The sequence below is a fragment of the Pyrobaculum ferrireducens genome, from assembly GCF_000234805.1.
Taxonomy (GTDB): domain Archaea; phylum Thermoproteota; class Thermoprotei; order Thermoproteales; family Thermoproteaceae; genus Pyrobaculum; species Pyrobaculum ferrireducens.
Genome location: NC_016645.1, coordinates 2,037,584 through 2,060,777 on the forward strand (window position 1 = coordinate 2,037,584; position 23,194 = coordinate 2,060,777).

23 protein-coding genes and 1 pseudogene are annotated in these 23,194 nt (G+C 57.0%); 14 read left to right on the forward strand and 10 right to left on the reverse strand.

What is annotated here, in order from left to right:
- The first annotated feature begins 90 nt into the window (after positions 1-90).
- Positions 91-2,076 (forward strand): aldehyde ferredoxin oxidoreductase N-terminal domain-containing protein, encoded by a 1,986-nt coding sequence (locus P186_RS11455; RefSeq protein WP_014289658.1) that lies wholly within the window; start codon positions 91-93, stop codon positions 2,074-2,076.
- Between the two features lie 58 nt (positions 2,077-2,134).
- Here P186_RS11455 and P186_RS11460 read toward each other — a convergent pair whose 3' ends face one another.
- Together P186_RS11460 and P186_RS11465 are read right to left on the reverse strand one after the other, a co-directional pair.
- The gene (locus tag P186_RS11460; protein ID WP_148683026.1) at positions 2,135-2,485 is read right to left on the reverse strand and encodes a NifB/NifX family molybdenum-iron cluster-binding protein; all 351 of its coding nucleotides are present in this window, start codon (positions 2,483-2,485) and stop codon (positions 2,135-2,137) included.
- Positions 2,486-2,514: 29 nt separating this feature from the next.
- Positions 2,515-3,486, reverse strand: a complete 972-nt coding sequence (locus tag P186_RS11465) for a 2-hydroxyacid dehydrogenase (protein ID WP_148683027.1) — start codon at positions 3,484-3,486, stop codon at positions 2,515-2,517.
- A gap of 88 nt (positions 3,487-3,574) precedes the next feature.
- Here P186_RS11465 and P186_RS11470 point away from each other — a divergent pair.
- The 5 genes and pseudogenes from P186_RS11470 (at position 3,575) to P186_RS11490 (ending at position 7,127) form a co-directional block, all read left to right on the forward strand.
- Positions 3,575-4,103, forward strand: a pseudogene (locus P186_RS11470) (2-oxoacid:acceptor oxidoreductase family protein).
- Positions 4,100-4,411, forward strand: a complete 312-nt coding sequence (locus tag P186_RS11475; protein ID WP_014289662.1) for a 4Fe-4S binding protein — start codon at positions 4,100-4,102, stop codon at positions 4,409-4,411. The pseudogene P186_RS11470 and the gene P186_RS11475 overlap by 4 nt, the downstream one beginning before the upstream one ends.
- Positions 4,411-5,589, forward strand: a complete 1,179-nt coding sequence (locus P186_RS11480) for a transketolase C-terminal domain-containing protein (protein ID WP_148683226.1) — start codon at positions 4,411-4,413, stop codon at positions 5,587-5,589. Before P186_RS11475 ends, P186_RS11480 begins: the two co-directional genes overlap by 1 nt.
- Complete coding sequence (porB, locus tag P186_RS11485; protein WP_014289664.1) at positions 5,586-6,530, forward strand: pyruvate synthase subunit PorB; 945 nt, start codon at positions 5,586-5,588, stop codon at positions 6,528-6,530. The genes P186_RS11480 and porB overlap by 4 nt, the downstream gene beginning before the upstream one ends.
- Before the next feature lie 42 nt (positions 6,531-6,572).
- Positions 6,573-7,127: a PDDEXK family nuclease gene (locus tag P186_RS11490; protein WP_014289665.1), complete on the forward strand. Its 555-nt coding sequence runs from the start codon at positions 6,573-6,575 to the stop codon at positions 7,125-7,127.
- Positions 7,128-7,175: 48 nt separating this feature from the next.
- On the opposite strand, the gene P186_RS11495 is transcribed toward P186_RS11490, so the two are convergent.
- Together P186_RS11495 and P186_RS11500 are read right to left on the reverse strand one after the other, a co-directional pair.
- Positions 7,176-7,559 (reverse strand): nucleotidyltransferase domain-containing protein, encoded by a 384-nt coding sequence (locus P186_RS11495; RefSeq protein WP_014289666.1) that lies wholly within the window; start codon positions 7,557-7,559, stop codon positions 7,176-7,178.
- Positions 7,540-7,914 carry a HEPN domain-containing protein gene (locus tag P186_RS11500; protein WP_148683029.1) on the reverse strand — a complete coding sequence of 125 codons (375 nt, stop codon included), beginning with the start codon at positions 7,912-7,914 and terminating at the stop codon, positions 7,540-7,542. The genes P186_RS11495 and P186_RS11500 overlap by 20 nt, the downstream gene beginning before the upstream one ends.
- A 145-nt stretch (positions 7,915-8,059) precedes the next feature.
- Here P186_RS11500 and P186_RS11505 point away from each other — a divergent pair, with 145 nt between their 5' ends.
- Both P186_RS11505 and P186_RS11510 read left to right on the forward strand, forming a co-directional pair.
- The gene (locus P186_RS11505; protein WP_014289668.1) at positions 8,060-9,940 is read left to right on the forward strand and encodes a hypothetical protein; all 1,881 of its coding nucleotides are present in this window, start codon (positions 8,060-8,062) and stop codon (positions 9,938-9,940) included.
- Between the two features lie 45 nt (positions 9,941-9,985).
- Positions 9,986-10,321 carry a hypothetical protein gene (locus P186_RS11510; RefSeq protein ID WP_014289669.1) on the forward strand — a complete coding sequence of 112 codons (336 nt, stop codon included), beginning with the start codon at positions 9,986-9,988 and terminating at the stop codon, positions 10,319-10,321.
- Here the strand turns inward: P186_RS11510 and P186_RS11515 are convergent.
- Positions 10,271-10,462 carry a hypothetical protein gene (locus P186_RS11515; RefSeq protein ID WP_148683030.1) on the reverse strand — a complete coding sequence of 64 codons (192 nt, stop codon included), beginning with the start codon at positions 10,460-10,462 and terminating at the stop codon, positions 10,271-10,273. The two genes, P186_RS11510 and P186_RS11515, sit on opposite strands and share 51 nt — an antisense overlap.
- 75 nt (positions 10,463-10,537) lie before the next feature.
- Between P186_RS11515 and P186_RS11520 the strand changes: the two genes are divergently transcribed.
- The 5 genes from P186_RS11520 to P186_RS11540 all read left to right on the forward strand — a co-directional run bounded on the left by P186_RS11520 (position 10,538) and on the right by P186_RS11540 (position 17,234).
- Positions 10,538-11,953, forward strand: coding sequence for a DUF3536 domain-containing protein (locus P186_RS11520; protein WP_014289670.1), 1,416 nt, complete (start codon positions 10,538-10,540; stop codon positions 11,951-11,953).
- Between the two features lie 188 nt (positions 11,954-12,141).
- Positions 12,142-14,280, forward strand: coding sequence for a hypothetical protein (locus P186_RS11525; RefSeq protein WP_014289671.1), 2,139 nt, complete (start codon positions 12,142-12,144; stop codon positions 14,278-14,280).
- A 71-nt stretch (positions 14,281-14,351) separates the two neighbouring features.
- A complete protein-coding gene (locus tag P186_RS11530) occupies positions 14,352-14,759 on the forward strand; it encodes a hypothetical protein (protein ID WP_237179407.1) in 408 nt (135 codons plus the stop codon).
- 199 nt (positions 14,760-14,958) lie between these two features.
- A complete protein-coding gene (locus P186_RS11535) occupies positions 14,959-16,182 on the forward strand; it encodes an MFS transporter (RefSeq protein ID WP_014289673.1) in 1,224 nt (407 codons plus the stop codon).
- A 53-nt stretch (positions 16,183-16,235) separates the two neighbouring features.
- Positions 16,236-17,234, forward strand: coding sequence for a pyridoxal-phosphate dependent enzyme (locus P186_RS11540; RefSeq protein WP_148683031.1), 999 nt, complete (start codon positions 16,236-16,238; stop codon positions 17,232-17,234).
- Here P186_RS11540 and P186_RS11545 read toward each other — a convergent pair.
- The 3 genes from P186_RS11545 to P186_RS14110 all read right to left on the reverse strand — a co-directional run bounded on the left by P186_RS11545 (position 17,224) and on the right by P186_RS14110 (position 18,925).
- Complete coding sequence (locus tag P186_RS11545) at positions 17,224-17,925, reverse strand: helix-turn-helix domain-containing protein (protein ID WP_148683032.1); 702 nt, start codon at positions 17,923-17,925, stop codon at positions 17,224-17,226. The genes P186_RS11540 and P186_RS11545 overlap by 11 nt on opposite strands.
- A 114-nt stretch (positions 17,926-18,039) precedes the next feature.
- On the reverse strand, positions 18,040-18,777 hold the full coding sequence (locus P186_RS11550) for a HesA/MoeB/ThiF family protein (protein WP_014289676.1): 738 nt from the start codon (positions 18,775-18,777) through the stop codon (positions 18,040-18,042).
- Positions 18,764-18,925 carry a hypothetical protein gene (locus P186_RS14110; RefSeq protein WP_014289677.1) on the reverse strand — a complete coding sequence of 54 codons (162 nt, stop codon included), beginning with the start codon at positions 18,923-18,925 and terminating at the stop codon, positions 18,764-18,766. The genes P186_RS11550 and P186_RS14110 overlap by 14 nt, the downstream gene beginning before the upstream one ends.
- Before the next feature lie 52 nt (positions 18,926-18,977).
- Between P186_RS14110 and P186_RS11555 the strand changes: the two genes are divergently transcribed.
- Positions 18,978-19,664: a glycerophosphodiester phosphodiesterase gene (locus P186_RS11555; protein WP_014289678.1), complete on the forward strand. Its 687-nt coding sequence runs from the start codon at positions 18,978-18,980 to the stop codon at positions 19,662-19,664.
- 745 nt (positions 19,665-20,409) lie between these two features.
- Here P186_RS11555 and P186_RS11560 read toward each other — a convergent pair.
- Complete coding sequence (locus P186_RS11560; protein ID WP_237179408.1) at positions 20,410-20,916, reverse strand: hypothetical protein; 507 nt, start codon at positions 20,914-20,916, stop codon at positions 20,410-20,412.
- A gap of 2 nt (positions 20,917-20,918) precedes the next feature.
- Positions 20,919-23,024 carry a hypothetical protein gene (locus P186_RS11565; RefSeq protein ID WP_148683033.1) on the reverse strand — a complete coding sequence of 702 codons (2,106 nt, stop codon included), beginning with the start codon at positions 23,022-23,024 and terminating at the stop codon, positions 20,919-20,921.
- Between the last annotated feature and the right edge of the window lie 170 nt (positions 23,025-23,194).

A 23,194-nucleotide genomic window follows, 5' to 3' on the forward strand; every position in this document is an offset into this window, starting at 1 on the left:
AGCCTCTTCGCCGGATATATAAGTATTATCTAGTGAAATGAGTACACTCAGCAATAACAAAAAATTATTAGGTAACACCCACCTTTCTTCGTGATTGTACTTGAGATAAACGTAGAAAGCGGTGAGGTGAGGAGGCGGGAGTTGGAGTCCACAGGCCCGCTGGACCTGGCGCTCGCCATACACAGAGAACGCGAGACGTGGCGCCTAGATCCCCTGGCGCCGGAGGCTCCGGTGGTCTTCGGCATGGGGCCCTTCGTCGGCGGGAGGCTACACGGAGTGCACAGATTGATATTTGTCTTCAAAAGCCCCCAGACCAAGACGCTACACGTATCCGCCCTCGGAGGGGCGGCTTACAAAGCCATGGGAATGGGGGCCCACGCGGTTGCCATAGTGGGGAGGGCCCCGAGGCCCACAGCCCTCCTGATCGCAGGCGGCGAGGTGAAGTTCGCCGAGGCGGAGCCGGGGGATGCATATGAAGTGGCCAAAAAGCTCTACGCCGCCCACAGAGAATTTTTCGTAGAAAACGACGCGAGGGTACTGGCGGTGGGCCCCGCGGCTTTCACCACGTACAACGGCGCCGTGGTCTCCATAGATATAGACGCGAAAAGGGGAGAGTTTAGGCTAGGCGCCGAGGACTTCGCCGCTAGAGGAGGCCCGGGCACCGCCCTGGCCCAGGGGCACAACGTCGTTGCTGTCGCCGTGGGGGGCTTGAAAAAGCCTCTCTACCAAAAGGTCGCAGACGTCGAAGCAATAAACCAGATATTCAAGACGAAAATGGGCAAGCCCTACCTAGAGGTGCTCAACGAAAAGACTGTGAAGTACAGGTACGACCCCAAGATGGGGACGGGGGGCACCTTCGGGGTAAACTACCCGCACTACCGCGACCTGCTACCCCTCTTCGGCTACAAATCCATCTACATGACCAAGGAGGAGAGGGTAAAGCACGCAGATCTGGTGCTGGAGCTCTTCTGGAAGCCCTTCCAGGTTGAGGTGTTTGAAAAGGCGAGGAGCTGGTACAATTGCGGAGAGCCCTGCCCCGTGGTTTGTAAAAAAGTGTGGCGGGGCAAGAAGGTGGACTACGAGTCCTTCCACGCCGTGGGGCCTTTCATAGGCAACTACATATTCCAGGAGGCGGTGCCGCTGGTGGACAAAATCGACCGCCTAGGCCTAGACGCCATAGAGACAGGCCACCTAGTGGCGTGGCTCTTCGACGCTGTGCACGCCGGCCTGCTGAAGCCGGAGGAGGTGGGGCTGAGCGACGTGCCGGCCTTCGACCCCGCCGCCTTCAAGCCTGTGGAGGACTCTAGAAAAAACGCAAGGCTTGCAGGCGAGCTGATAGAGGGCTTTGTGAACAACTCAACCGAGGTCCTCACCCTCGTGGCTAGATACGGCATTAGAAAAGCCGCGCGGGAGCTGGAGAGGCGCTACCCCGACAGAGTGAGGGCCGCCGGTCATAGATTTAGAGACCTCGCCGTATACGCCGCGTACGGCACAGAGGGGTACATGACGCCGAACTTCTACTGGGCCCCCGGCTTGATAGGACCCATGTACATACAGGGGCGTTACTGGACAAACTACAACCCCACCTTCATGCCGCCTGAAGACTTCGCCAAGTCATCCTACGAACGCGCCGTCGCAGAGGCCTACATAGACAACGCAGGTATCTGCAGGTTCCACAGAGGCTGGGCCGAGCCGGTGCTCAAGGAGCTCTACTCCCTAGCCGGCTTAAAACCCCCCACCCCCCAGCTCTACCGCGACATAGCCTACTACGCCAAGCTAGCCGGCGCGGAGCCGATGCCTTGGGAGAGCAAAAGAGCCAGAGACCCGGTGCTCAAGGAGCTCTACTCCCTAGCCGGCTTAAAACCCCCCACCCCCCAGCTCTACCGCGACATAGCCTACTACGCCAAGCTAGCCGGCGCGGAGCCGATGCCTTGGGAGAGCAAAAGAGCCAGAGACCTAGTCTCCACCCTCGCCCGCGAACTCGGCGCAAAAGAGTGGAAATTCGAAGACTACGACGACTACTACGAGTGGTGGGTTAGGTACAAAGAAGCCCTAGACAAACTGATATTCAGCTAGAAGCGTCGCCGTTCACAACCAGAAGAGGAGAGATCTCACGTCAACGTACTCCGTACGCCTAGTGATGCCTCGGCTCGTGTGCCAGCTCGGCTGGAAACTCCTTCAGCAATCCTCTCTGGAATTTTTCAAGAACCTCACGCAGAGTGGCCCCCTCAGCTAGGTATATGCGTACGCCTCTGTTTCTAAAGACGTGGTATGCCGGTCTCCCAATCTCTCTAGTAATGACGACGTCGGGGCCCAGGCTGAGTATCTCCTCCCACCTGTGTCCCCTCCCTCTTATAACCTCCCCGTTGCTGAAAATCCTCACCTGTCCCCCCTCAACAACCGCGAAGTAAGGCGCATGTCCAAACTCGTCGGAGACTGGGGAGTCCCAGCCCCTGTTTTCCTCAACCGGCACCAGTATACGCATGTCCACAAGCCGTCTCTCCTTTTTAAAAACTACACCGAGTATATGGCCCTGCCGGTTTTGAAAAACGCCACCACGTTCTCAGCCGCCAGCTCCGCCATCCTCCGCCGAGTCTCCACAGTAGCCGAGCCGATGTGAGGAGTCAACACCACGTTATCCATAGACGCCAATCTGTGCCCAGCAGGCAGAGGCTCCACGTCAAATACGTCAAGAGCAGCCCCGGCGAGAACCCCCGTCTCGAGGGCCTCTACCAAGGCCTCTGTATCAACAAGGCCACCCCGCGCCACGTTGACGAAATACGCCCCCCTCTTCATCCTTTGAAACATCTCCCGGTTGAAAAATTCCCTGGTCTCCGGAGTCAGCGCCATTGTCACAATGACGAAGTCGCTGGTGGCCAGGAGCTCGTCTAGCTCTACATATGAGATGCCGAGGGCGAACTCGGCCTCCGGCTTCCTCCTCCTACTCCAGTACACCACCTCCACGCCAAACGCCGCCAGCCTCCGGGCAATGGCAGAGCCAATACTCCCGAGGCCCACGATGCCGGCGCGCTTCCCCCGGAGGTCGACTCCCATGAGGCTACCCCAGACGGCCTCCGCGGAGCCGCTCCTAATGAGGCGGTCGCCCAGCACTATCCTCCTCGCAACAGCCAGCAGAAGGCCGACGGCTAAGTCGGCGACGGCGTCCACCAAGACGTAAGGCGTGTATGCCACCACGACACCCCTCTTCCTGGCGTACTCCACGTCTATGTGGTCTACGCCCACCGACGCCGTGGAGACGATCTTGAGGGCGGCCCCCGCGTCCAAAACCTCCCTATCCACCACATCACCGATGAATATAACCAAGGCCTCGCACCTCCTCGCCGCCTCTATCAACACCGACTTGGGCACCCCCCTTGTGGACCAGGGGGAGCCGCCGTGGCGATACACCTCGACGCGCCCAACCTCTTCAAGCTTTTTATACATAGACTCGGGGAACCCCTCCCGCGATACGAAGATGCACCTCATGCCGGCGGCTCTGTCTGCTATTAAAAATTTAGTATTTCTGCACAAGCCGAAAAAGATAAGGTTAAATAATGGAGAATAAAATATGACTATGGGGATGGTGGAAGTTAGGTTTCATGGGCGGGGCGGCCAGGGGGATGGTCACTGCGGCGCAGGTCCTCGCCACCGCGGCGATTCTAGAAGGCAAATATGCACAAGCCTTCCCGGAGTTCGGCCCCGAGCGCAGAGGCGCCCCCGTCAAGTCCTACCTACGGATCTCGGACAGGCCTATATACATCAGAGAGCCGGTGCTCCACCCAGACGTAATAGTGGTGGCCGACCAGTCGCTATTCGGCGCAGAGAACCCCCTAGAAGGCGCCAAGGACACCTCCATACTTGTGGTAAACGGCGTCTACAAAGCTCCAATAAAGACCTACTACGTAGACGCGACTACCCTAGCCATCAAGGTTTTGGGCAGACCCATAGTAAACACCGCCCTAATCGGGGCTGTGGTGAAGGCCACGGGAGTCGTGTCGCTAGGAACTGTAGCCGAGGCTTTGAAGAAGTACTTCACCGGGAGGCTGTACGACCTCAATGTAAAACTTGTAGAAATGGCCTACCAAGAAACTGTGGGGCTATGAGCCTGCCGAAAGCCACCGAGCTTCCCATAGGCGCCGTAGTGACGGAGCCCGGCTCAACAAGGCGCTACTCAACCGCGGGCTGGAGGACTTTGAAGCCGGTGATACACGACGACAGATGCGTCAGGTGTCAGCTATGCTGGCTCTACTGCCCGGAGGGCACCATCGCCGAGGTCAGAGGCGTCTTCAAAGTGGGGGGCAAGACATACGACGTGAAGTACGAAATAATATACGACCACTGCAAGGGCTGTGGCATATGTGCAAACGAGTGCCCCACCAAGGCGATTGAAATGGTCCCCGAAGCGCCATGATGCAGATACAGAAGACTAGAAAAATCGAGGCGCTGACAAGCAACTACGCCGTGGCCTACGCCGTGAAGGCCGCCGACGTGGACGTAATAGCGGTCTACCCCATAACCCCCCAGACCACGATTGTGGAGAAGCTCTCTGAATTCGTCGCCAACGGCGAGCTAAACGCCGAGCTTATACACGTGGAGTCGGAGCACTCCGCCCTATCAGCCGTTGTGGGCGCCTCCGCCGCCGGGGCCAGGGTCTTCACCGCCACCTCCAGCCAGGGGCTGGAGCTGGCCCACGAGGTGTTGCACATAGCCAGCGGCATGAGGCTACCCATCGTCATGGCCGTCCCCACGAGAGCGGTCTCCGCGCCGATTAGCATACACAACGACTACGGCGACGTGATGAACGCCCGCGACGTCGGCTGGGTGATTTACATAGCCGCATCCGCCCAGGAGGTGTACGACACGGTGATACAAGCATACCGCCTCGCCGAGAGGGCCCTGCTCCCAGTCATTGTGGCCTACGACGGCTTCCTCATGTCCCACACAGTGGAGCCCGTGGAGCTAAACGACGAGGAAGAGGTGAGGAAATTCCTCCCACGCACCCCCAGGCCCTACACGCTAAACCCCAGGCGTCCGGTGACCATGGGGCCACTGGCGTCACCCGACTGGTACTACGAATTTAAGTACCAGCAGGTACTCGCCCTCCAGGAGGCGTACAAAATCGCCAAGGATGTAGACGCGGAGTACAGCCGCGCCTTCGGCAGAGGCTACGGCGTCGTAGAGGCCTACAGAATGGAAGACGCCGACTACGCAATAGTGACCTACGGCGGCGCGGCCTACGGAAACGCCAAGGCGGCCGCCGACTTGGCCAGGGAGAGGGGAATAGCCGCGGGCGTGGTGAGAATTAGGCTGTACCGCCCGTTCCCCACGGCAGACGTCTTGAAGGCGATAAGCGGCGTGAAGGCCCTGGCCGTTCTAGACAGGGCGATAATGTTCGGAGGCCCCGCCGAGGGCCCCCTCTACAGAGACGTGGCAACAGCCATGTATATGAGCGGGCTGGATAAGCCAGCGGTGAATGTAATCCACGGCATCGGGCAACGCACAATGTACGTAGAGGATCTGTACAAGATATATACAATGCTGAGAGAGGGGCCTAGGAAGGAGGTGGTCTTCATGGGTGTGAGGATATGAAGGTGTACTACAAGACTCTGAGAGATCTGCCGCGGGAGGAGCTCTTCGCGCCTGGCCACAGGATGTGCGCCGGGTGCGGCGCCGCCATCGCCATGAGGTGGATAACCAAGGTCGTCGGACCCAACGCGGTGATTGCAAACGCGACTGGGTGTGTGGAGGTGACCACTACGCCGTATCCCGAGACGGCGTGGATGCACCCCTACATCCACGTGGCGTTTGAAAACTCCGCCGCCGTGGCGTCGGGCGTGGAGGCCGCAATAAAGACGCTGAGGAGGAAGGGGCTGTGGGACGCCGGAGACACTAAGGTGGTGGTCATCGCGGGGGACGGCGGCACCTACGACATCGGGCTCCAGTCCCTCAGCGGGATGCTGGAGAGGAGACACGGCGTCCTCTACATACTCTACGACAACGAGGCCTATATGAACACGGGCATACAGCGCAGCGGCTCCACGCCCAAATACGCCTGGACCACCACCACCCCCGTAGGCGCCGCCGTGAGAGGCAAAATCCAGTGGAAAAAAGACATCATGGGCATCGTAATGGCCCACAGAGTCCCATACGCCGCCACCGCCAGCATATCCCACATCTTAGACATGACAAACAAGATCAAGACCGCGCTGGAGTACACGACGGAGGGCCCCACATTCCTCCACATCTTCGCCCCCTGCGTCCCCGGCTGGAGGTACCCCGAAAACAAGACAGTGGAGGTGGCGAGACTGGCCGTAGAGACGGGCTACTTCCCCCTCTACGAGTGGGACCACGGCAAGCTGAGGCTAAACCCCCCAAGCAACAGCCACATAGACAAGACAAAGAGAAAGCCGCTCAAAGAGTTCCTCAAACTACAAGGCAGATTCGCCCACCTCACAGAAGAGGAAATCGCCGAGCTCGAAAAAGAACTAGACGCCTACTGGCAGTACCTAGCCAAACTACAAACACTCTAAACCCACAGCCACAGGTTTATAAACAGACGCCACAATCCACACATGTCCATCGACCTCAAGATACTCGAGGAGGTTGTGGAGAGGGCTGTAAAGAGGGCGCTGGAGGAGGCCCGTAGCGAGGAGATGAAGGCAGTGGCCGAGGCTTTGAAGGCGCTGGCAGACTACACCAAAGCCGGGTTTACACAAGTCACTACAGAAATCAAAGAACTAAAAGCGAGAGTTGAAAATCTTGAGAAGAGGGTTTCTAACGTCGAGGACGGCCTCGGCTCTCTAACCGAGGCCACCCTCTCCCGCTACGTCTGGGAGGATTTAAGGCTTGAGGTGGAGGGGCGTGGGGAGAGGGTGCTCGCCAGACGCCGCAACGCCCGTGTGGACGGCCTCGACGTCGACCTCCTCGTGGAGACGGATAGATCTGTCTACGTGGTGGAGGTGAAGACTAGGGCGAGGAGGAGAGACGTCGACGCCGTGGTTAGAAAGGCCGAGGCTGCCCGAGGCGCCTACGGCAAGCCGGCAGTAGCCATACTCGCCGGCGTAAGGATAGGAGACGACGTGGAGAAATACGCAAAGGGAAAGGGGGTGCTTGTGTATAGGTACTAAGCAGGCGCCTATACGGCCAAGCTGAAGATGTGGAATCTAGTTCGGGGCTTAGCGGCGGAGTTGCGCGGGCACCCAGCCGTCGCGGGTCTTGACTAGCCCCTGGGTCTTCTTCAGAACAAGTTCTCTAAGTTTTTGAAACAGCTCGGAGTCTCCACATAGGAGACGCCCCTCGTAGAAGGCGTCTACAAACACTGTGTTGAATCTCTCCACCTCGGCGGCCGCGTCCTCCGGCGTGGCGAAGTGAACCTGCGCCAAGTCGTTAGGAGGCTCCCCAGGCGGGGATCTGCCAATCACTACGAGATCCCAGTCGCTGTCAATCCTCGCCTCTCCCCTCGCCCTGGATCCGAAGAGCACCACGGTGTACCCCCCTGCGCACAGCGACTTAATCCACTCCTCTACCTCGGCATGCGACTTAAGAAAGAGTTTTCTCAACACTTCTCCAAACCTCTTCAAGACATTTTATACATTGCTCAGCATCCCACCTGTCGTAGTCAAGCATTCTCGCGTCTGGGTAGCGGCTACCGATGTACTGCTCCGTGAGATACTTGGCGCACCTCGCAACCCCCTCCTCAAGCTCCGCCCCCAGGGCCTCAAACAGCATTTTAACGAGGTGGTAGATGGAATGCGTATACGGCCTCGATCCGGTGGCTTCTATAAGCCTCCCATTTAGGAGAAATTCGGCGGCTTGCTGAGCGAAGAAACACGCCTCTGGGTAAAGCCCCCGCTGGTAGAACTCATACGCAAGGGCTTTATACCTCTCACCCCGCCTAAACCACCGCTCAGCCACGGGTGTGCCTAAGTAGTTGTTTATAACGGTAATAAGCCCGGCGGGGGTTGGGGGGTTATAAATCTGTTGTATATTACCGTCATATCTCACTAATTTGAGTCTGTTTCTGCGTACTGGCATTAAAAAGGGGGTGCGTCTACCCTACATGACCAAAACATTCCTAATCACGCTGGGATTAGCGGCGTTGATCTTAGCGGCCACTACCGTGGTCATACCCCCTACGGCAAAACTAGAACAAATCGCATATAAGGTCGAGGAGACCACTATAAAAATACAGGGCGCCGGATTCGCCACCCTGGCCAAGCCGTATGTAACCCCCGGCGAGGGGTACGTCTACGCCGGCATGAAGATCGAGTTCCTCGGCGCCTACCCCTCAATTCAGATAGGCGCGGACGGCCAGCTGTCGAAAACCTTTGACCAAAACGGCTTCGTCTCGGCGGTGTACGTAGGCCCCGACGCCTCCAAGGTGACGCTCGTCAACACCGCGAAGGACCAGGTGGAGGTCAAGGTGAGGGTGACATACACCTATGTAAAGGCCTCTTACATACCGCTGAGCGGCGACTCGGTTATTGAGGTCAACGTGCCAGACGGCAAGCTGGCCCAGGGCTTCAACGCTATGGCCAGGCTCACCATTGAGCCCTACGCCCCCTACGTGGTGAAGGCGGTGGAGAAGCCCGACGGCACCCCAGCCACCGTATACCGCGTCGAGCCCAAGGTCGTCGAGATAAACACCCCGGGCAAGTACAAGATATCCATCGCCCAGGGCGCCCCCATGCCAGCCGCAATACTTGTGAAGTCCCTCTCTAAACAGACGGCGACTGTCCAAGCCAGCGGCCAGCTGGCGGTGACCGGAGCCGAGGTGGGGGTGCCCCAGGGATGGAGGTTGCTCGGCTACGCCGTGTTTGCATACACAGCTGACGCCAACATAATAGGCAAGGAGGCCGCCGGCGATATATCTATTGAGGGCGGCTTAGTGGACACAATAACCGACGTGAACCAGAACATCATAGTGAGAAGCGTCTCCTACCTGGTGCCCCCGGTGTGGAACTTCAACATTAGGTACAAGATAGCACTGGTGTACGGCGAGCAGTTCAAGGTGTCGACAAACCTACCCAGCGCTGTCAACGTGATCTACATACCCATCGTCTACAAGGAGGCCCAGGTGAAGTGGTTGCCCGACCGCGCCCTCGTCAACGTCACCGAGGCAGAGCTGGCCGACGGCCAGTGGACAGCCATCGTGATGCAGCTACCCGAGCTGGCGAGGATAGTGGCCGTGAGGACGCCCGGCAACGCCATGATTAGCAACGCCACCGACGTCAAGCTCGTGTGGGGTAGCGGGCTGAGGGCGGCCTCCATCTCGCCAGACGGGAGGCAGGCCTACCTCGTGGTGCAGATAGGCGACACCAAGGAGCCAGGCGTCTACACCTTCATGATTAACTGGTCCCCCATGAGGATACCCGTGGTGGACACCAAGGGCAGATCGGTGTCCTACCTATCAGCCACAGCAGACAAATTCGAGGCCTCGGCCTCAGCTGGCTACGTAGAGGTTAAGATCTACAAGCCCGAGCCCTTCACAATGGACATCAGCTACAAGGGCGTAAAGGCGGCGCAGGTGGTGGTCAACTCGCTGGTGGCCAAGCCCCAGCCGGTGACCCTCGGCATATACAACGTGAAGGTGGTGGTGGTCGGCGCGTTGAACCAGCCAATCAGCGAGGCCTCGGTCTCGCTTGAGGGCTTCCCGGCGTCGGGCAAGACAGACGGCGCCGGCGCCATAGTGTTCAAAGACGTGCTGGCAGGCACCTATAAGGTGAACGTGGACGTCGGCGGTAGGGTCAAGGTGAGCCAGGACATAGAGGTAAACGGCGACGTGGAGAAGGTGGTGAAGACACCCATCGTGGCCGTTGTGGGTGGGGTGCCCATCACCACGCTAGACGCCGTGGCCACCGTCGGCGGACTCTCCGCCGCCGGGCTGTACTTCGCCCTGTCGAGGAGGAAGGAGCCAGTCGCCGAGGTAGAACAAATCTAAGCTTTTTACAACTCTCTTTTTTAAACTGGTTTTTCTCCCACCCCCGTGCCTATTGTTAAGACCTACGTCGACGAGAGGGGGGAGCCCGTGGCGCGGATCGTTGAGGAAGACGGAATACGCGTCATTTCTATGGACGTGTTTAGAGAAGTGGCGCAGGTCCCCGAGGGGGCCGAGGCCGTGGAGATCACCGAGCGCTACAGAGTGCTGGCCAGGAGGCGCCCCCTTCTCGGCGGCTTCTGCGAATTTGTATACTTCCAGTTCCGGGGTGGCGTCCAGTTGATTAACGTCAAGTACGTGGGGCCCGACGATGTTGAGATGGTTATACCGGCTTTACTTAAGGCAGTGGACGAGGAGGCAGGTCGCGGTAAAGAAGAGAAGTAAAATGGCGGCGATTACTAACAGCTCTTTTTTAGTGATATTCCTAAACTCCGTGGGTGACCTGACCACCATTATGTAGTATGTCGCCATTAGCATTAAGGCGAACACCGAGGTGGCTAGCGCGACCGCGGCTAGGCGATCCACGACGTGTTTAGTGCTGGTGTTTAAATATTGCATCTATTTGGCTGTTAGTTTATATATCCACAGCGGCTTCTACACGTGATTGTTTTTCATCTCCATCTCTACCAGCCGGAGAGGGCGGATCCGTGGCTTGAGCTCATACTGCCGGAGCCCTCCGCCTCGCCCTACAGGCACTGGAACGAGAGGGTTTCGAGGGAGTGCTACGAGCCCAACGCCGAGCTGGGGAACTACGGCTGGGTTAGCTTCGACGTGGGCCCCCCTCTGATGAACTGGCTCAGGGCGCACAGGCCCCTTGTCTACAAGGCGTTGCTGGAGGCGGATAAGGCGGGGCTGGAGAGGTGGGGGCACGGCAACGCCCTGGCGCATCCCTACTACCACGTAATTCTGCCCCTAGTCCCCAGGAGGGATAGGGACGTCTTGATCTACTGGGGGGTGGAGTACTTCAAGAGGGTTTTCAAGAGGAGCCCCGAGGGGATGTGGCTGCCGGAGATGGCGGTGGATCTGGAGACTCTGGAGGCGCTGGTGGACAGCGGCATCTACTACACGGTGCTCACCCAGAGCCAGGTGAAGGGGCGCCGCGCTGGCGGGCCGTATAAAGTCGTCCTGCCGAGTGGTAGGAGCATCGCCGTATTCGTGAGGGACGAGGAGCTTTCCAACGCCCTGGCCTTCTCCGGATTTGAGAAGTTTGGGGAGTTGCTGAAAGGCACCTCTGGCGACGTCGTAGTTGCGCTCGACGGCGAGACCTTCGGCCACCACATAAAGGGAGGCGACAAGATGCTGGCCCACTTCATAGAGGCGAGGCGGGGCGAGCTGGGCAACCTCGGCGCCCTCTACGAGAGGGGGTACAGGGGGGAGGTGGAGATCGTCGAGAGGACGTCTTGGAGCTGCCCCCACGGGCTGGGCAGGTGGAGCCGGGACTGCGGGTGCGACGGCCCGGCGCCGTGGAGGGAGGGCCTCCGGAGGCTGGTGGACTGGGTGGGGGAGGTGGTGGACAGGGCTTTTGAGGAGAGGATGGGACCGGGCGGCTGGGGCCTCCTCAGGGAGTACATCAACGTGTTGCTGGGGGGCGACAACTCCGGCTATACCACGGAGCAGCTGCGGCTCCTAGAGGCGCAGCGGGCTAAGCTGGCGGCTAACACAAGCGACGCGTGGTTCTTCGCCCGCGTCGGGATTGAATTCGGCATCGCGGTTAAGTGGGCCCTCAGGGCCGTGGAGCTTGTAGGGGACGACAGGGCAATGGAGGAGTTTTACAAGAGGCTGGAGGAGCTTGTTGCGAACGGCAAGACCGCGGCGTTTTTCTGCCCCAGACTCAGGGGCCCCGCTATGGCGGCCGCCATGTACCTCGCGCTGTCCACCTCGGGCCACTCCCCAGAGCGGGTGGGGCCGTACCTAATTAAGCCGTTGAACGACGAGTTTGAAGTCTTCGACACGAGGACGCGCGAAGCATTCAGGTTCCGCCACGACCTTCTGTGGGGGGTCGTGAAAAGTGTATAGCGAGGTGCCCCATCTGCGTGGCTTATTCACAACGCAGTCCCCGTCATGGGGTCCTTGGCACCCATCCGCCGCGTGCCCTTGTACACTCTTCTCTTCCTAATTCTGTAACGGCTATTCTCCCAACGCACTCCGCCTTCGGCAACGGTGTACAGTGTCCAGAAATGTTTATAAAGCCCTTTTTTTGAGGCATGTTGTCGGCTAGAGTTCTGGTGCTTGTGGTGGCGCTGTCTGTTGCGGCGCTGGCTGGGTATGTGGAGGTGTATGTAGAGGAGGGGCCGGAGGTTGAAGGTTTACATATATACGCGTGGGATGGGGAGGGCTGGGCGCCTGTCTACGTCACCTACGTCCCGGAGTACATAGACACCTACATAGCCTCCACCGGGCAGTGGATTTCGATGCCTTACTACAACATGTCGAGATACGTACTGCACATCCCCAGAGAGGCCTTTAGACGCGGCCCGCCCAGTACGCCACCAGGCCTAGAGCGGTGGATGCTAGAGGTGCAGAATGGGACTAAGAAGGCGGTGGTAGAGCTGGCAGTGGGTAGAAAACCCATAACAAAGGGAAACGCCACGCTTGCAACTTGGAGCACCCTAGGCACAGAACCCCCTAGAACCTCCTACCGCGGCAAATTCACAACGCCAAGAGGCCAGCCAAAGCGCGACAAAGCTACTGGAGAGGTGGGCATAACCAGCTACGCAGTGGCTAAAGGCACGACTATATACCCAATAGGTAGCTTATACTTCAAACAAATTACTGTAAGTGGCTCTTTCGCTACGTATTTACCAGTTGATACACCAACTGGTATCAACACTCTGTGTGGATTATCTCAAATGCACTGGGTAGGTTTCGAAGTTCAAAACCTCACAGTAGGCGTTAAGGTGTCTGGTGCACTCTACTACGGCTCTGTGGCGCTCGAGTTTTACAACCTAGACACGTGTACCTACATAACTACGATGTACCTAACACCACCCAGCTCTGGTGTCTACTGGACAAACCTATACGTGACGCTACCACAAGACTCTCAAATAGGCGTCAGAATACGGGCAAGCGGCTACGCGCCGTACTCCACCACCATTAACGTATACATAGCGGCGAGATATAGGAAGACGGTTAACGATTTGGCGCAGATAGCCACGACAAAAGCAACGACTTACTTAACTCCCACAGTTAGATCTAGCTACCGCTACAAGGTAGCTGTATTATTCGGCCCATACGTGGCGTACGACGGCTTGGCCGCCACCACCTCGGGCACCACGTTTAGCTACATCTACTTACCGCCCTCGACAGTGAGGCTATACTGGACCGGGCAATATTGCTCGCCAATTTTCGTTGAGTATTATGTTAATGGAGTCCTCTACCTACAGAGATTTGTGGGGCCAACCACCTCTTCGCCAGCCGGTGGCTACTACTGTATCTACGAGGTCCCGTCTACAGTGCTCCAACTTAGGGCAAGAGACTACGCAATCTCAAAAGCACTGTCAAGCGGCGGCGGGATAACGGTGTCGGTGGTTTACCAAGTATGGAATTCTCCCGACGCGACAATAGACTACAGTGGAAACTTGGAAATAGCGTACAGCCGCTGGATAGAGCCCTTCCACTCCAATTACATAGATAATAAGACTGGTGAGCCTTATCTAAATTGGGGCGTCATGCTACTTCTTAACACATATCAAATTCTTGGCTCTATAAAAGCCACTAATCTAAACATGATTACAGAGGTGAGGAGTTCGCCCTCTCAGTTGGCGCTCTCACTTGCTCACAACCGGTTGGATAGTTTAAGTCACATATGCGGCGCTGAGTGGGTGATTACGGTACGAGTGCATGTAAGAAGTGCCAGACTCTTCTACGGTTACGGTATTGAGCGACCGAAAGAGCCGTGGTGGGCGGCGCTGGGCAAGAGAGTGACAGATGCCATAGACTGGATTCTAACGTTTACGCAGGGCGATAAAGCCACAGCGGCATCCATTGCGGTGAAGATAGTGCGGGACGTCTTCAACTCGGCCAGCGGTTCTGTAAGGGCCGTATACTCAAACGGTGTTACCACAGTCACTTGGATCAAGGGCTGGGCCGAGTCTCCGCCGCCAACTGTAGTCATATTATTAGACCCCGATGCCTTGCGGTCGCCTTATTATGCAGAGTGGAGATACTTCAGAGAAGCATATCCCACCTCACATCTGGCTTGTAGCTTTACTGTATATCGTAATGTCAATACCAAAATGTACCTACCTCCCGGTGGAGTAAGCCAGGGGGGATTGGTAAAGATCTGGACGTGGCGCGGCCAAACTCAACTATCAACGGATGCGTTGACCATCGGCGCGCGCTAATGTCGTCTAAGTTGCTGTTCTTTTTCTCTTTTTCACTAATTCTAGTTTTTTCATACTGGGTGGGGGACGGCGTGTTGTATCCTCTGGGGGCTGGCGTCTTCCTCTCTCTTATGTATCTTGTGTTGATCGGGGTTGTGTTTTTCTTTCATACTGTGCCAGAGCCGGTGAGGAGGGTGGTTGAGGCGGCTGTCTTGGTGGCGCTGTTCGCCTCTTTCCACGTCTTTCCGCCTCTCTCGCTTTCTGCCATACCGGCTTTGTTTTTTGTGTTGCTGTACCCCGTATATCTCGGGTGGAAACACCGCATCTTCATGGACTTTATCCACGTAGTGCTCTGGCTAGCCATCTCCACAGCGCTCTCGGCCGCATTATACACGCCACTGCCCAAGACGCTCTGGGGACAAGTCCTCGCCGCGATCTCCTCCACGCTAGCCGCCCACTACATCCTCTTAAAGATATACCCACGTCTCAAGAGGCGGTAGAACTCAGCGCCGCCCTCGGCGGGGCTGGAGCTCACCATCAACGCGCCCACCGAAGGTGCTGATGAGGTTGTTGCCGATGTGTAGAGCCTAGATGCTCGCCGCATGGGGTGTCGCGTTTGGGGGAACAGCGGTTGACTTAGATTATCTCGTGGCGGTTGCATATGAGGAAACTATATAAATAGGAAGCCCGGCTGGCGGTATGAGGATTGCCGCGTCTTACATTCCGATATTTGTGGCGCGTATAGGCTCCGGGGCCAGCGCCTTTCTGGTGGTGAAGCTGGCCAGCGGCGGGAATCTGGAGGCCGGCGTGGTGCTCGCGTCGTATCCCTTCCTAGAGGCGATTGGGGCTTTGATCGCGGGGAGGTGGTCGGATACCCTCGGCCGGAAGAAGACTCTGGTAATTGGCTACGTGGTTAGGTCTGTTGCGATGTTGCTCCTGGCCTGGGCTTTCTACACCCGCGGGACTCCGTGGCTGGAGGCGTTGCTGAACGGCGTGATTGGCTTGACCACGGCTTTTATACTCACCTCCTCCCTGGCCATGGCCACCGACCTCACCGAGGTGAGGAATAGGGGGCTTGGGATGGGCGGTTTCGAGTTTATCAATCTGGCGAGCTACGGCGTTGGCTACTTGCTGGGCTCCGCCCTCTACTCCGCCCTCCACGGCCCCTCGGCGTATCTCGTCGTTGCCCTCTTCACAGCCGCGGCGACGCCTCTCTTCGCCAAGTTTCTGTCGGAGACTAGGCCGGCGGCGCCGGAGGAGGGGAGGCTTCTTTTCTCCGTGCTACCGCCATCCGCCCTGGCTCTCCTCCCCGTGTGGTTTGCCTTAACGTCGATAATCGGCATGGCGATGTACGCGCCCCGCATCCTGCGCGTGGGCGACGCCAGCCACGGCGCCGTGCAACACATAGTGGGGAGGCTTGGGGAGAATCTGGTGGTTGGCCTGCTCTTCATAGGCGCCTTGGCGCTCCTCGGGGCAGGCGCAATTATCTTCGGCAGGCTGGCGGACAGGTGGGGCCGGGTAAAGACGTTTAGGCTGGGCCTGGTGGGGGGCCTCGCCGCGCTGGCTGTTCTCAATGCGGCTCTCCACACGGGCCTCGGCCCAGTTGAGGCCATAGCCGTCACGGCGCCTCTCTTATTCCTAACGTCGGCGATTGGGCCCAGCATACTTGCGCTGATAGGAGACGAAGCCGACATTAGGTACAGAGGCACCGTGATGGGTATATACAGCGTGGTGCTCGGCCTAGGGATCGGCGTCGGTAGTCTGCTCAGCGGCATGGTGGCCACCGTGTTTCACTCCTCGGAGATAAACGGCATCGCCGCCGCGGCCTTGGCTGTCTACGCCTCGATGACTGCGGTCCACATAGCGCTGAGTCGGACGTATAATCTGGCAATTAGGGAGACCGCCGCCATTAGGGCTGGCTGAGAGGTCCGCCGCTTAGATTTATATAGTTGGGGAATCTCCTCCACAATGCTGGGGTGTGTCTCGAATACTACAGAGAGCTGATTAGGGAGGGCCAGCTGAGGGTGGGCGATGGAGAGGCGGCGCGTTGTCTGTCTCCGCTTTTCGAGAGGAGTGTCGCCGTGGGGGAGGAGGTGTCTCTCGCAGAGCTCTACCCAAGGCCCAGCCCGCACCGCGTGTTTAACAACTCGCTTGAGTTGCTGAGGGGGGGCTGGCCCACGCCTCTTCTCAAAATCTCGGAGGGCCCCGGCGAGGCGTATGCGAAGCTGGAGTGGTTCAACCCCTTCAGCGCCAGTGTCAAGGACAGGACTGTGTATTACCTCCTGAAGTCTGTGGAGGGTGACAGAATTGTGGAGGTCTCCAGCGGAAACGTCGCCGTCGCCCTCGCGGCGCTTGGCAACGTGCTGGGGAAGAGGGTGAAGATATACATCCCTACGGCGGGGAGGTACGTCGTCCCCCTCCTCAACTACCTAGGCGCCGAGTGGCAGATACTCGACGTCTCGATGACGGTGGAGGCTCTGGAGCACCTTGAGAAGGACATTAGGGAGGGGGCGGTGCACCCAAACCAGTTCGGCAACGACCTCAACTTCGTGGCCCACCTCAAGACGGCGGCTGAGATAGACTGGCAACTCGCCGCGCTGGGGAAGAAGCCCGACTACATAATTGCGGGGATCGGCACCTCGGGCCACGCCTCGGCCCTCGGGTTCTACTTCGGCGTGAGGTACGGCACCAAGCTGGTGGCCGTGCAGCCGAGGGACTGGATTCCGGGGATTAGGAGGGTGGAGACAGGCATGAAGTGGATTAAATTAGTCGAGGCCGAGATTGTGGATATCTCTCTAGAGGAGGCCCTTAGGGGGGTTAGGGAGTTCGCCAAGAGACACGGCCTCTTAATTGGGCCAAGCGCGGGGGCCGTCTACAGCGCTTATCTAAAAAACTCCTACAGGGGGGTCACAGTGTTGGTGTTTCCCGACAGCTTATTCAAATACACGCCTCTACTGGAGCAGCTCAGCGTTTAGGATCCCTGAGCTTCAGTACTATCAGCTCCGCCTTCCTGCCGCCGCACCCCTCCACGGTGATGGTCCCCGCTACTTCGTAGTTTAGCAACAGTTTGTCCATGTCGGGGCCCGGGGACTTGATCCGTATCGTGCGTAGGTCTATATCCACGTCGCCGCACGTGAGGCAGATCCCAATAGCCTTATCTAGCGCATTGGAGGCGCAGATATACCTCGCGTTTGGCGCCAAGTGGGCAACCTTGTCCCAGTCGAGTAGCGAGTTAAACACAACGGCCACCGCCCCCTCCTGCGGCACCTCGCCCCTAAAGGGCTCAAGTCTTTTAGCAACGCTTTCCAACTTTTTCAAATTAACGTTATCTGTGTATAGAACAACATCTGCTCTGCTTAAAATAGCCAAGGCGTCTGGAGTTAGCACGTCGCCTGCGGCATCTATTAGGTACACCCCCTGGAGATCTGGCTCGGGGACGAGCTTGTCGAATCTTAATCTGTGGAGGAGGCGTCTCCCCCTGCCAGGTACCATGTAGCTTTCAATGAAGCCGCGCCTCCTAAGCGCCACCAGAGCCGCCCTCAGAGTTCTCGTAGCCAGCCCCGTGCCTCTAGCCAAGTCCTCAAAAGTAAACCAGCTCTTGCCGTGGTACACCATTTCAAAAGCCATGTAGTAAAGCACAAGCCTCTGCGCCGGCGTAAGCCTCATAGACTCCACCACGCATCCGATTTATAACTTTAATCTCTTTTACACAGAAGCCGCGGCCTCCGCCGCCCAAAGGGGGCAAATTCCATTCCCCCGTTGCCCTACCCCCAGGCTCTGCTACTTATCGGCCGCCGCACCGCAGACGGGGCAACTGGGGTTGCGCTGGAGCTCTATCGTGTCGAAGGCCATGTGTCTGAGGTCTATCACCAGTAGCTTCCCAGCCAGCGCGGGGGACCCCAGCGCCGTTCTGAAAACCTCCAGCGCCATTATTGAAGAAACTACGCCGACGGCCGGCCCCAGGACGGGGCAGAACCCCGCGGCGCACGCCGGGAGTGCTTTGAACCGTCCAAACAAATCCTCGAGGCAGGGCGTCTCTCCTGGAATTACCGTGGTAACGTGGCCGTACCACTCCTGAACCGCCCCGTGTATCAAAGGCCTTCTGCGCCTCACGGCGGCGGCGTTCACCAAATGCCTCGACGCCCAGTTATCCAAGGCGTCTACCACGACGTCGACCTCCCCCACGACCCGATCCGCGAGGTCTGGAGATATGGCCTCTGCAATAGGCACCACCTCGACCTCGGGATTCACCGCCGAGAGGACCCTCGCCGCCACCTCAGCCTTGGGCCTCCCCACGTCGTCGGTGGTGTAGAGAATCTGCCGGTGTATATCCGAAAGCGCCACCGTGTCGAAATCCACGAGGACCAGCTTCTTGAAGCCCCCGCCGGCCACGTAGCGGGCAACCAAAGTGCCCAGGCCCCCCACGCCGAACACCGCCACGGAGGTGTTTCTAAGCCTCCTCTGCCCCTCTTCGCCTATTACCGGAATCTGTCTGCTGTACCTGTCAAGAAGCTTCATCCCCCTTAAAATAGGCGGTTGCCAATAGCCAGAGGCCGATCAGCGCCATTACCGCTTTTTTGAAGAAGGAGGCGCCGGCCGCGGGGGACAGCACCGCCACCACCAGCAACCCCAGGAGGGCTAGCCTGAGGGCAGAGAAGAAGCCCATAGGTATTGAGACATCATAAAGATATATAATTTGTGGTTTGGGAGGGGGTATTATGGATATCCTGGAGCTGTTGAGGGGGCGGGTGGTGGTTGGCCACAGGGGGTTCCCCGCGAGGGAGTTGGAGAACACAATCCCCTCGATAGAGGCGGCGGTTAGACACGGCGCCGATGTGGTGGAGGTGGACGTCCAGACCACGGCGGACGGCGTGGTGGTGCTCAGCCACGACGACACGCTGGAGCGCACCTTCGGCGTGCCCCTCAACGTGAGGACATCCACGTGGGATGAGGTGAGGAGGGTGGAGAAGGGCCGCTACCGGGTGCCCACGCTGAGAGAGGCCCTTGAGGCCGTGGCGGAGCGCGCCGGGCTCTTCGTCGAGGTGAAGCACCCCGAAGACGCCGCCGCCGTGCAGAGAGTAATTAGGGAGGCCGGCGCCGGGAGGTGGGCAGCCGTCATCAGCTTCCACGACGACGCTCTAAAAGCCGTGGAGGGCTACAAGGGGCTGGTATACGCCAAGCCGCCGGGCCTCGTGGTAGAGGCGAAGAAGCTGGGGTGCCAAATAGCCCTTCCCCGCTACCCCCTCGCCACAGAGAGGGCCATAGCCCTCGCCCACAAGCTGGGTCTATACGTCGTTGCTTGGACTGTCAACGACCCCACAACCGCGGCGGAGCTCTGGCGGAGAGGGATAGACGGAGTCGCCACAGACGACGTGGAGAAGATAAGAGATACAAAGCCGCGCTGACAGCCGCGGCCCGCCCGAACGCCGTTTGACGAACTCTTGTTAATAACATCGGCTGAAGGGTGTGGATGTGTAGTATTTTTTATACCCCTCCGATTCTCACCTGTGATGTGTGGGAGACCTCGCCTGAGTTGTGAGGAGTTTGCCGAGTGCTGACGGTCGCTACGCCTCTGTAAAGTTTTCCGGTTATGTACCACAGTGTATTGATAAGTGCCGGTAGTTGGCTCCAATCGGCACAACGGCCGCTTGCTGTGTGTCTTCTGGGATGTCGAAAATCGTCGAGAAGCAGGTGTAAGGTGCTTGAGGTTTGTGGTGAGTTTGTACAGCTAGAAGGCGGGCCGGTAGCTAAAGAGTCGAGACTTATTGAGTTCCGGCCTCGAGCTGAGGTTTCTTATACCCCCGCCACGGGGGCCGCTGTCCACCAGACCTACTCAGTCTGGTCTCTTCTCCTCTCGTCTCTTTGGGAGAAGGATAGTGAAACGAGCTACCTCGCCGCGTCCCCAGCCTCCTGCGATAAATGTTCTCAATGTTTGAAAGCCTTTGACAAGTCGATCCTCCCGTTGCACGTCTCTAGCCTTTTAATCGCCGTAGAAAATAAAGGCGCTGAGCGCCACGTACTACGTTGGAATTCTCGCGAGGCGGAGCTTTCCCGCTTATGCAAAACAACTCCCTAGGTGGGCTTTAGGCAACGGCTTGCATTCCCAATACTACCAGCAACGGGAATACGATGTTCGGTATATCTACAATCTTATAAGTTTTGCCTCTTCCTGAGGCGGGGGTAGATCTTGAGGAGTATGTAGTGAGCTGTGAGAGAGGAGACGCCGGCGCTTAAGACTTGGGCCCAGAAGACCTTTGGCATTGGCCAATAGAGGACAGCCCCCAGCCCCGCGGATAACACCAGCCACAAGGCCACGTGTAATGTGTCAAAAAATACTCCGTGTCTAAGGCCTAGGTATAGGGGCATTAGTAAAATGAAAAACAGCGTGGGGATAGCCGCCAGGGAAAGAGGTGGAAAGAGGTAGAAAGAGACGAAGAGAAGGACAACAATTGCCGCCTCTAAAAGCCGCCTACGTAGTTGCGGTATGCCGCGGAAGAAAAAGATTAATCCCACGAGCATAAGGTACAAACCAGCTAGGAACACCCCAGCGCCGAGTGGGTAGAAACTGCCGTCGCTGGCTAAATAGGCTAAGAGTAGGGTCCAGGTGAAAGAGGCAAGAAAAAGTATTTTGGCCAATACAGTGCGGGGGATAGTCACAATTAGCTAATTATCACCTCTGATATCAAATTAGTCTGGCCGCGCCAACTCCATACTAATTGTGAACCCAGACTGTTGCTACTTAGCGATCTTGGTGGCAGGTACATATTTGTGTTTACGACATAATAAAATGGGGAGAGAATGCAACCCAGTACACTTGGCCTACCTTCTCTAAAATACCTCCATTCGGCATACGCAGGACTAGTCGCTGGGACTGATGCACGCATTAGCCTCAGCACGACAGTTGACGGAATGGGATCAGCCCATCCTCTTATCCATCTTATTGTATATACTCCATTACTGCTAGTTATGGATACTTGGGGGGTGGCAGCGCTGATTACATCATACACTACCTTAACTCCAATTGATGCCATAGTCGCTCTATCGCCCTGTGCAAAGGTCAATAGCCAGTCTACTGCATCTAAAACCCTCCGCCCCATGGAGGACCACCAAGGCTCTTGTACAGAAGAACCGTCGTAATAAATGTAGGCCGCTTGGCTATCTACTGGCGCTGTTATCACCCACTCGGCGCCACAGATATGAAAACTGGGATCCATCTGGTTGTGAGCGAGGGATATCACAAGTTCACCGGTTCTAGCTCTTATTTCTGTTAGAATATTCACAGACGTGTTATTAATTGGGCCTAGTATTTGCAAGGTATTGTAGAGAAGTAGAGCTCCCCACTCTAAGTAGGGTAATCCGGTTCCGTAATCTATGTAGCGCGAGTGAAATGGCTCTAACCACCTGTCATATAGTATCTGGAGTCTGTTAGAAAAGCTAATAGTGACACTACTTCCAAACGCCATGTAGACTACTGAAACAGAAATTCCACCACCTTGAGAAGTAGCTTTCGACATGGCAAAGTCTCTCGGCTTTATTTGGAGAGTTTTCGAAGGCACATTGTATCTACATTGATAATCTGTGTTAATTCCAGAAACTGGGCTTATAAGAGTTGACTCGTAATATACGCCGTTTATATAATATTCAACTAGTAGCATCGGGCAGTACTGCCAATGCCATGTTAAACTAACTGTGGACGGGGGGACGTATATGCTACTATAACTGGACCCTGTGGGGGTCGTCGCCAACCCATCGTAGGCTACGTAGGGTCCATAGAGAACTCCCACCTTATACCTCCCAGAAGCGGTTATACTTGGCGTTGGGGCAGAAATCGCCTTTGATATGGCTATCTGGGCAAGGCTGTTGACAGTCTTTTTGTACCTCGTAGCTGTATATACTGAGATTGACGCCAGCTCTGCTCTACCGCTTACTTTTATCCTTAAGCCGATTTTATTGTCTTGAGGAAGATTGGTCTGTATATTCGTCCAGTAACTCCCATAATTGGGCAGAGCGAGTGACACCGAACTAATCAGGGCACATGTGTCCAAGTTGTAAAACTCCAATGTCACATATCCCCCAGTTACATAGCCCTCTACCTTAACCCCAACAGTGAAGTCCTGCACCTCAAACCCAACCCAGTGCATATTATTTAACCCACACCTCACGACTTCATTAGTTGGCGAGTCCACTGGCAGGTATACGCTGAAGGCACCGGCGACGGCCACTGGCTTGAAATAAAGGCTTCCAATGGGGTATATGGTCGTATAGGTGGACACAGCGTAGCTGGCTGTACCCGCATCGCCATTGGTTGCGCTGTTCTCTGGCCATTTCCTCGGCGGCATTGGCCGGCTTATCCGGCCTTTGCTAGGCGTCTTTATTTCCTCCCTTCCCAGCGCCTTCCAAGTGACTAGCGTGATGTTCCCCCGCCTCAAGTGATCTCTGCCCACGGCTAGTGTAATAGCTACTTTTTTGGTTCCGTTATCCACTTCTAAGACCCATTTCTCAAAGCCATGGGGAATCTGGGGGGGTCCGCGCACTTCTCTGGGAATGCGAAATATGTATCTTGACATGTTATAATATGGCATCGACACCCACTGGCCAGTGGCGACGAGATAAGTGTCGATAAACTGAGGCTGATATATGACGTACACCGGCGCCCAGTCTGAGCCGTTCCACACGTACAAGTTAAAACCCTCGACGTCCGGTCCGCCGTCAACATAGACATCTACATATCCAGCCAACGTAAACGCCACAACCAGAACCCCCAAAACAAGCCCCGCAACATATTTTAAAAAAAGAAGGTTTTATAAACATTATTGCTCGGAGCGTGGCGGAATTAGTGCGCAACAGCTTCGCTGGGCCTTCCGCTGGAGTCCACTGTCGCTGTGTGCAGAAGCCGCCTGAGCGCCTCCCGATCTGTTTAAGCATGCAATCGAAA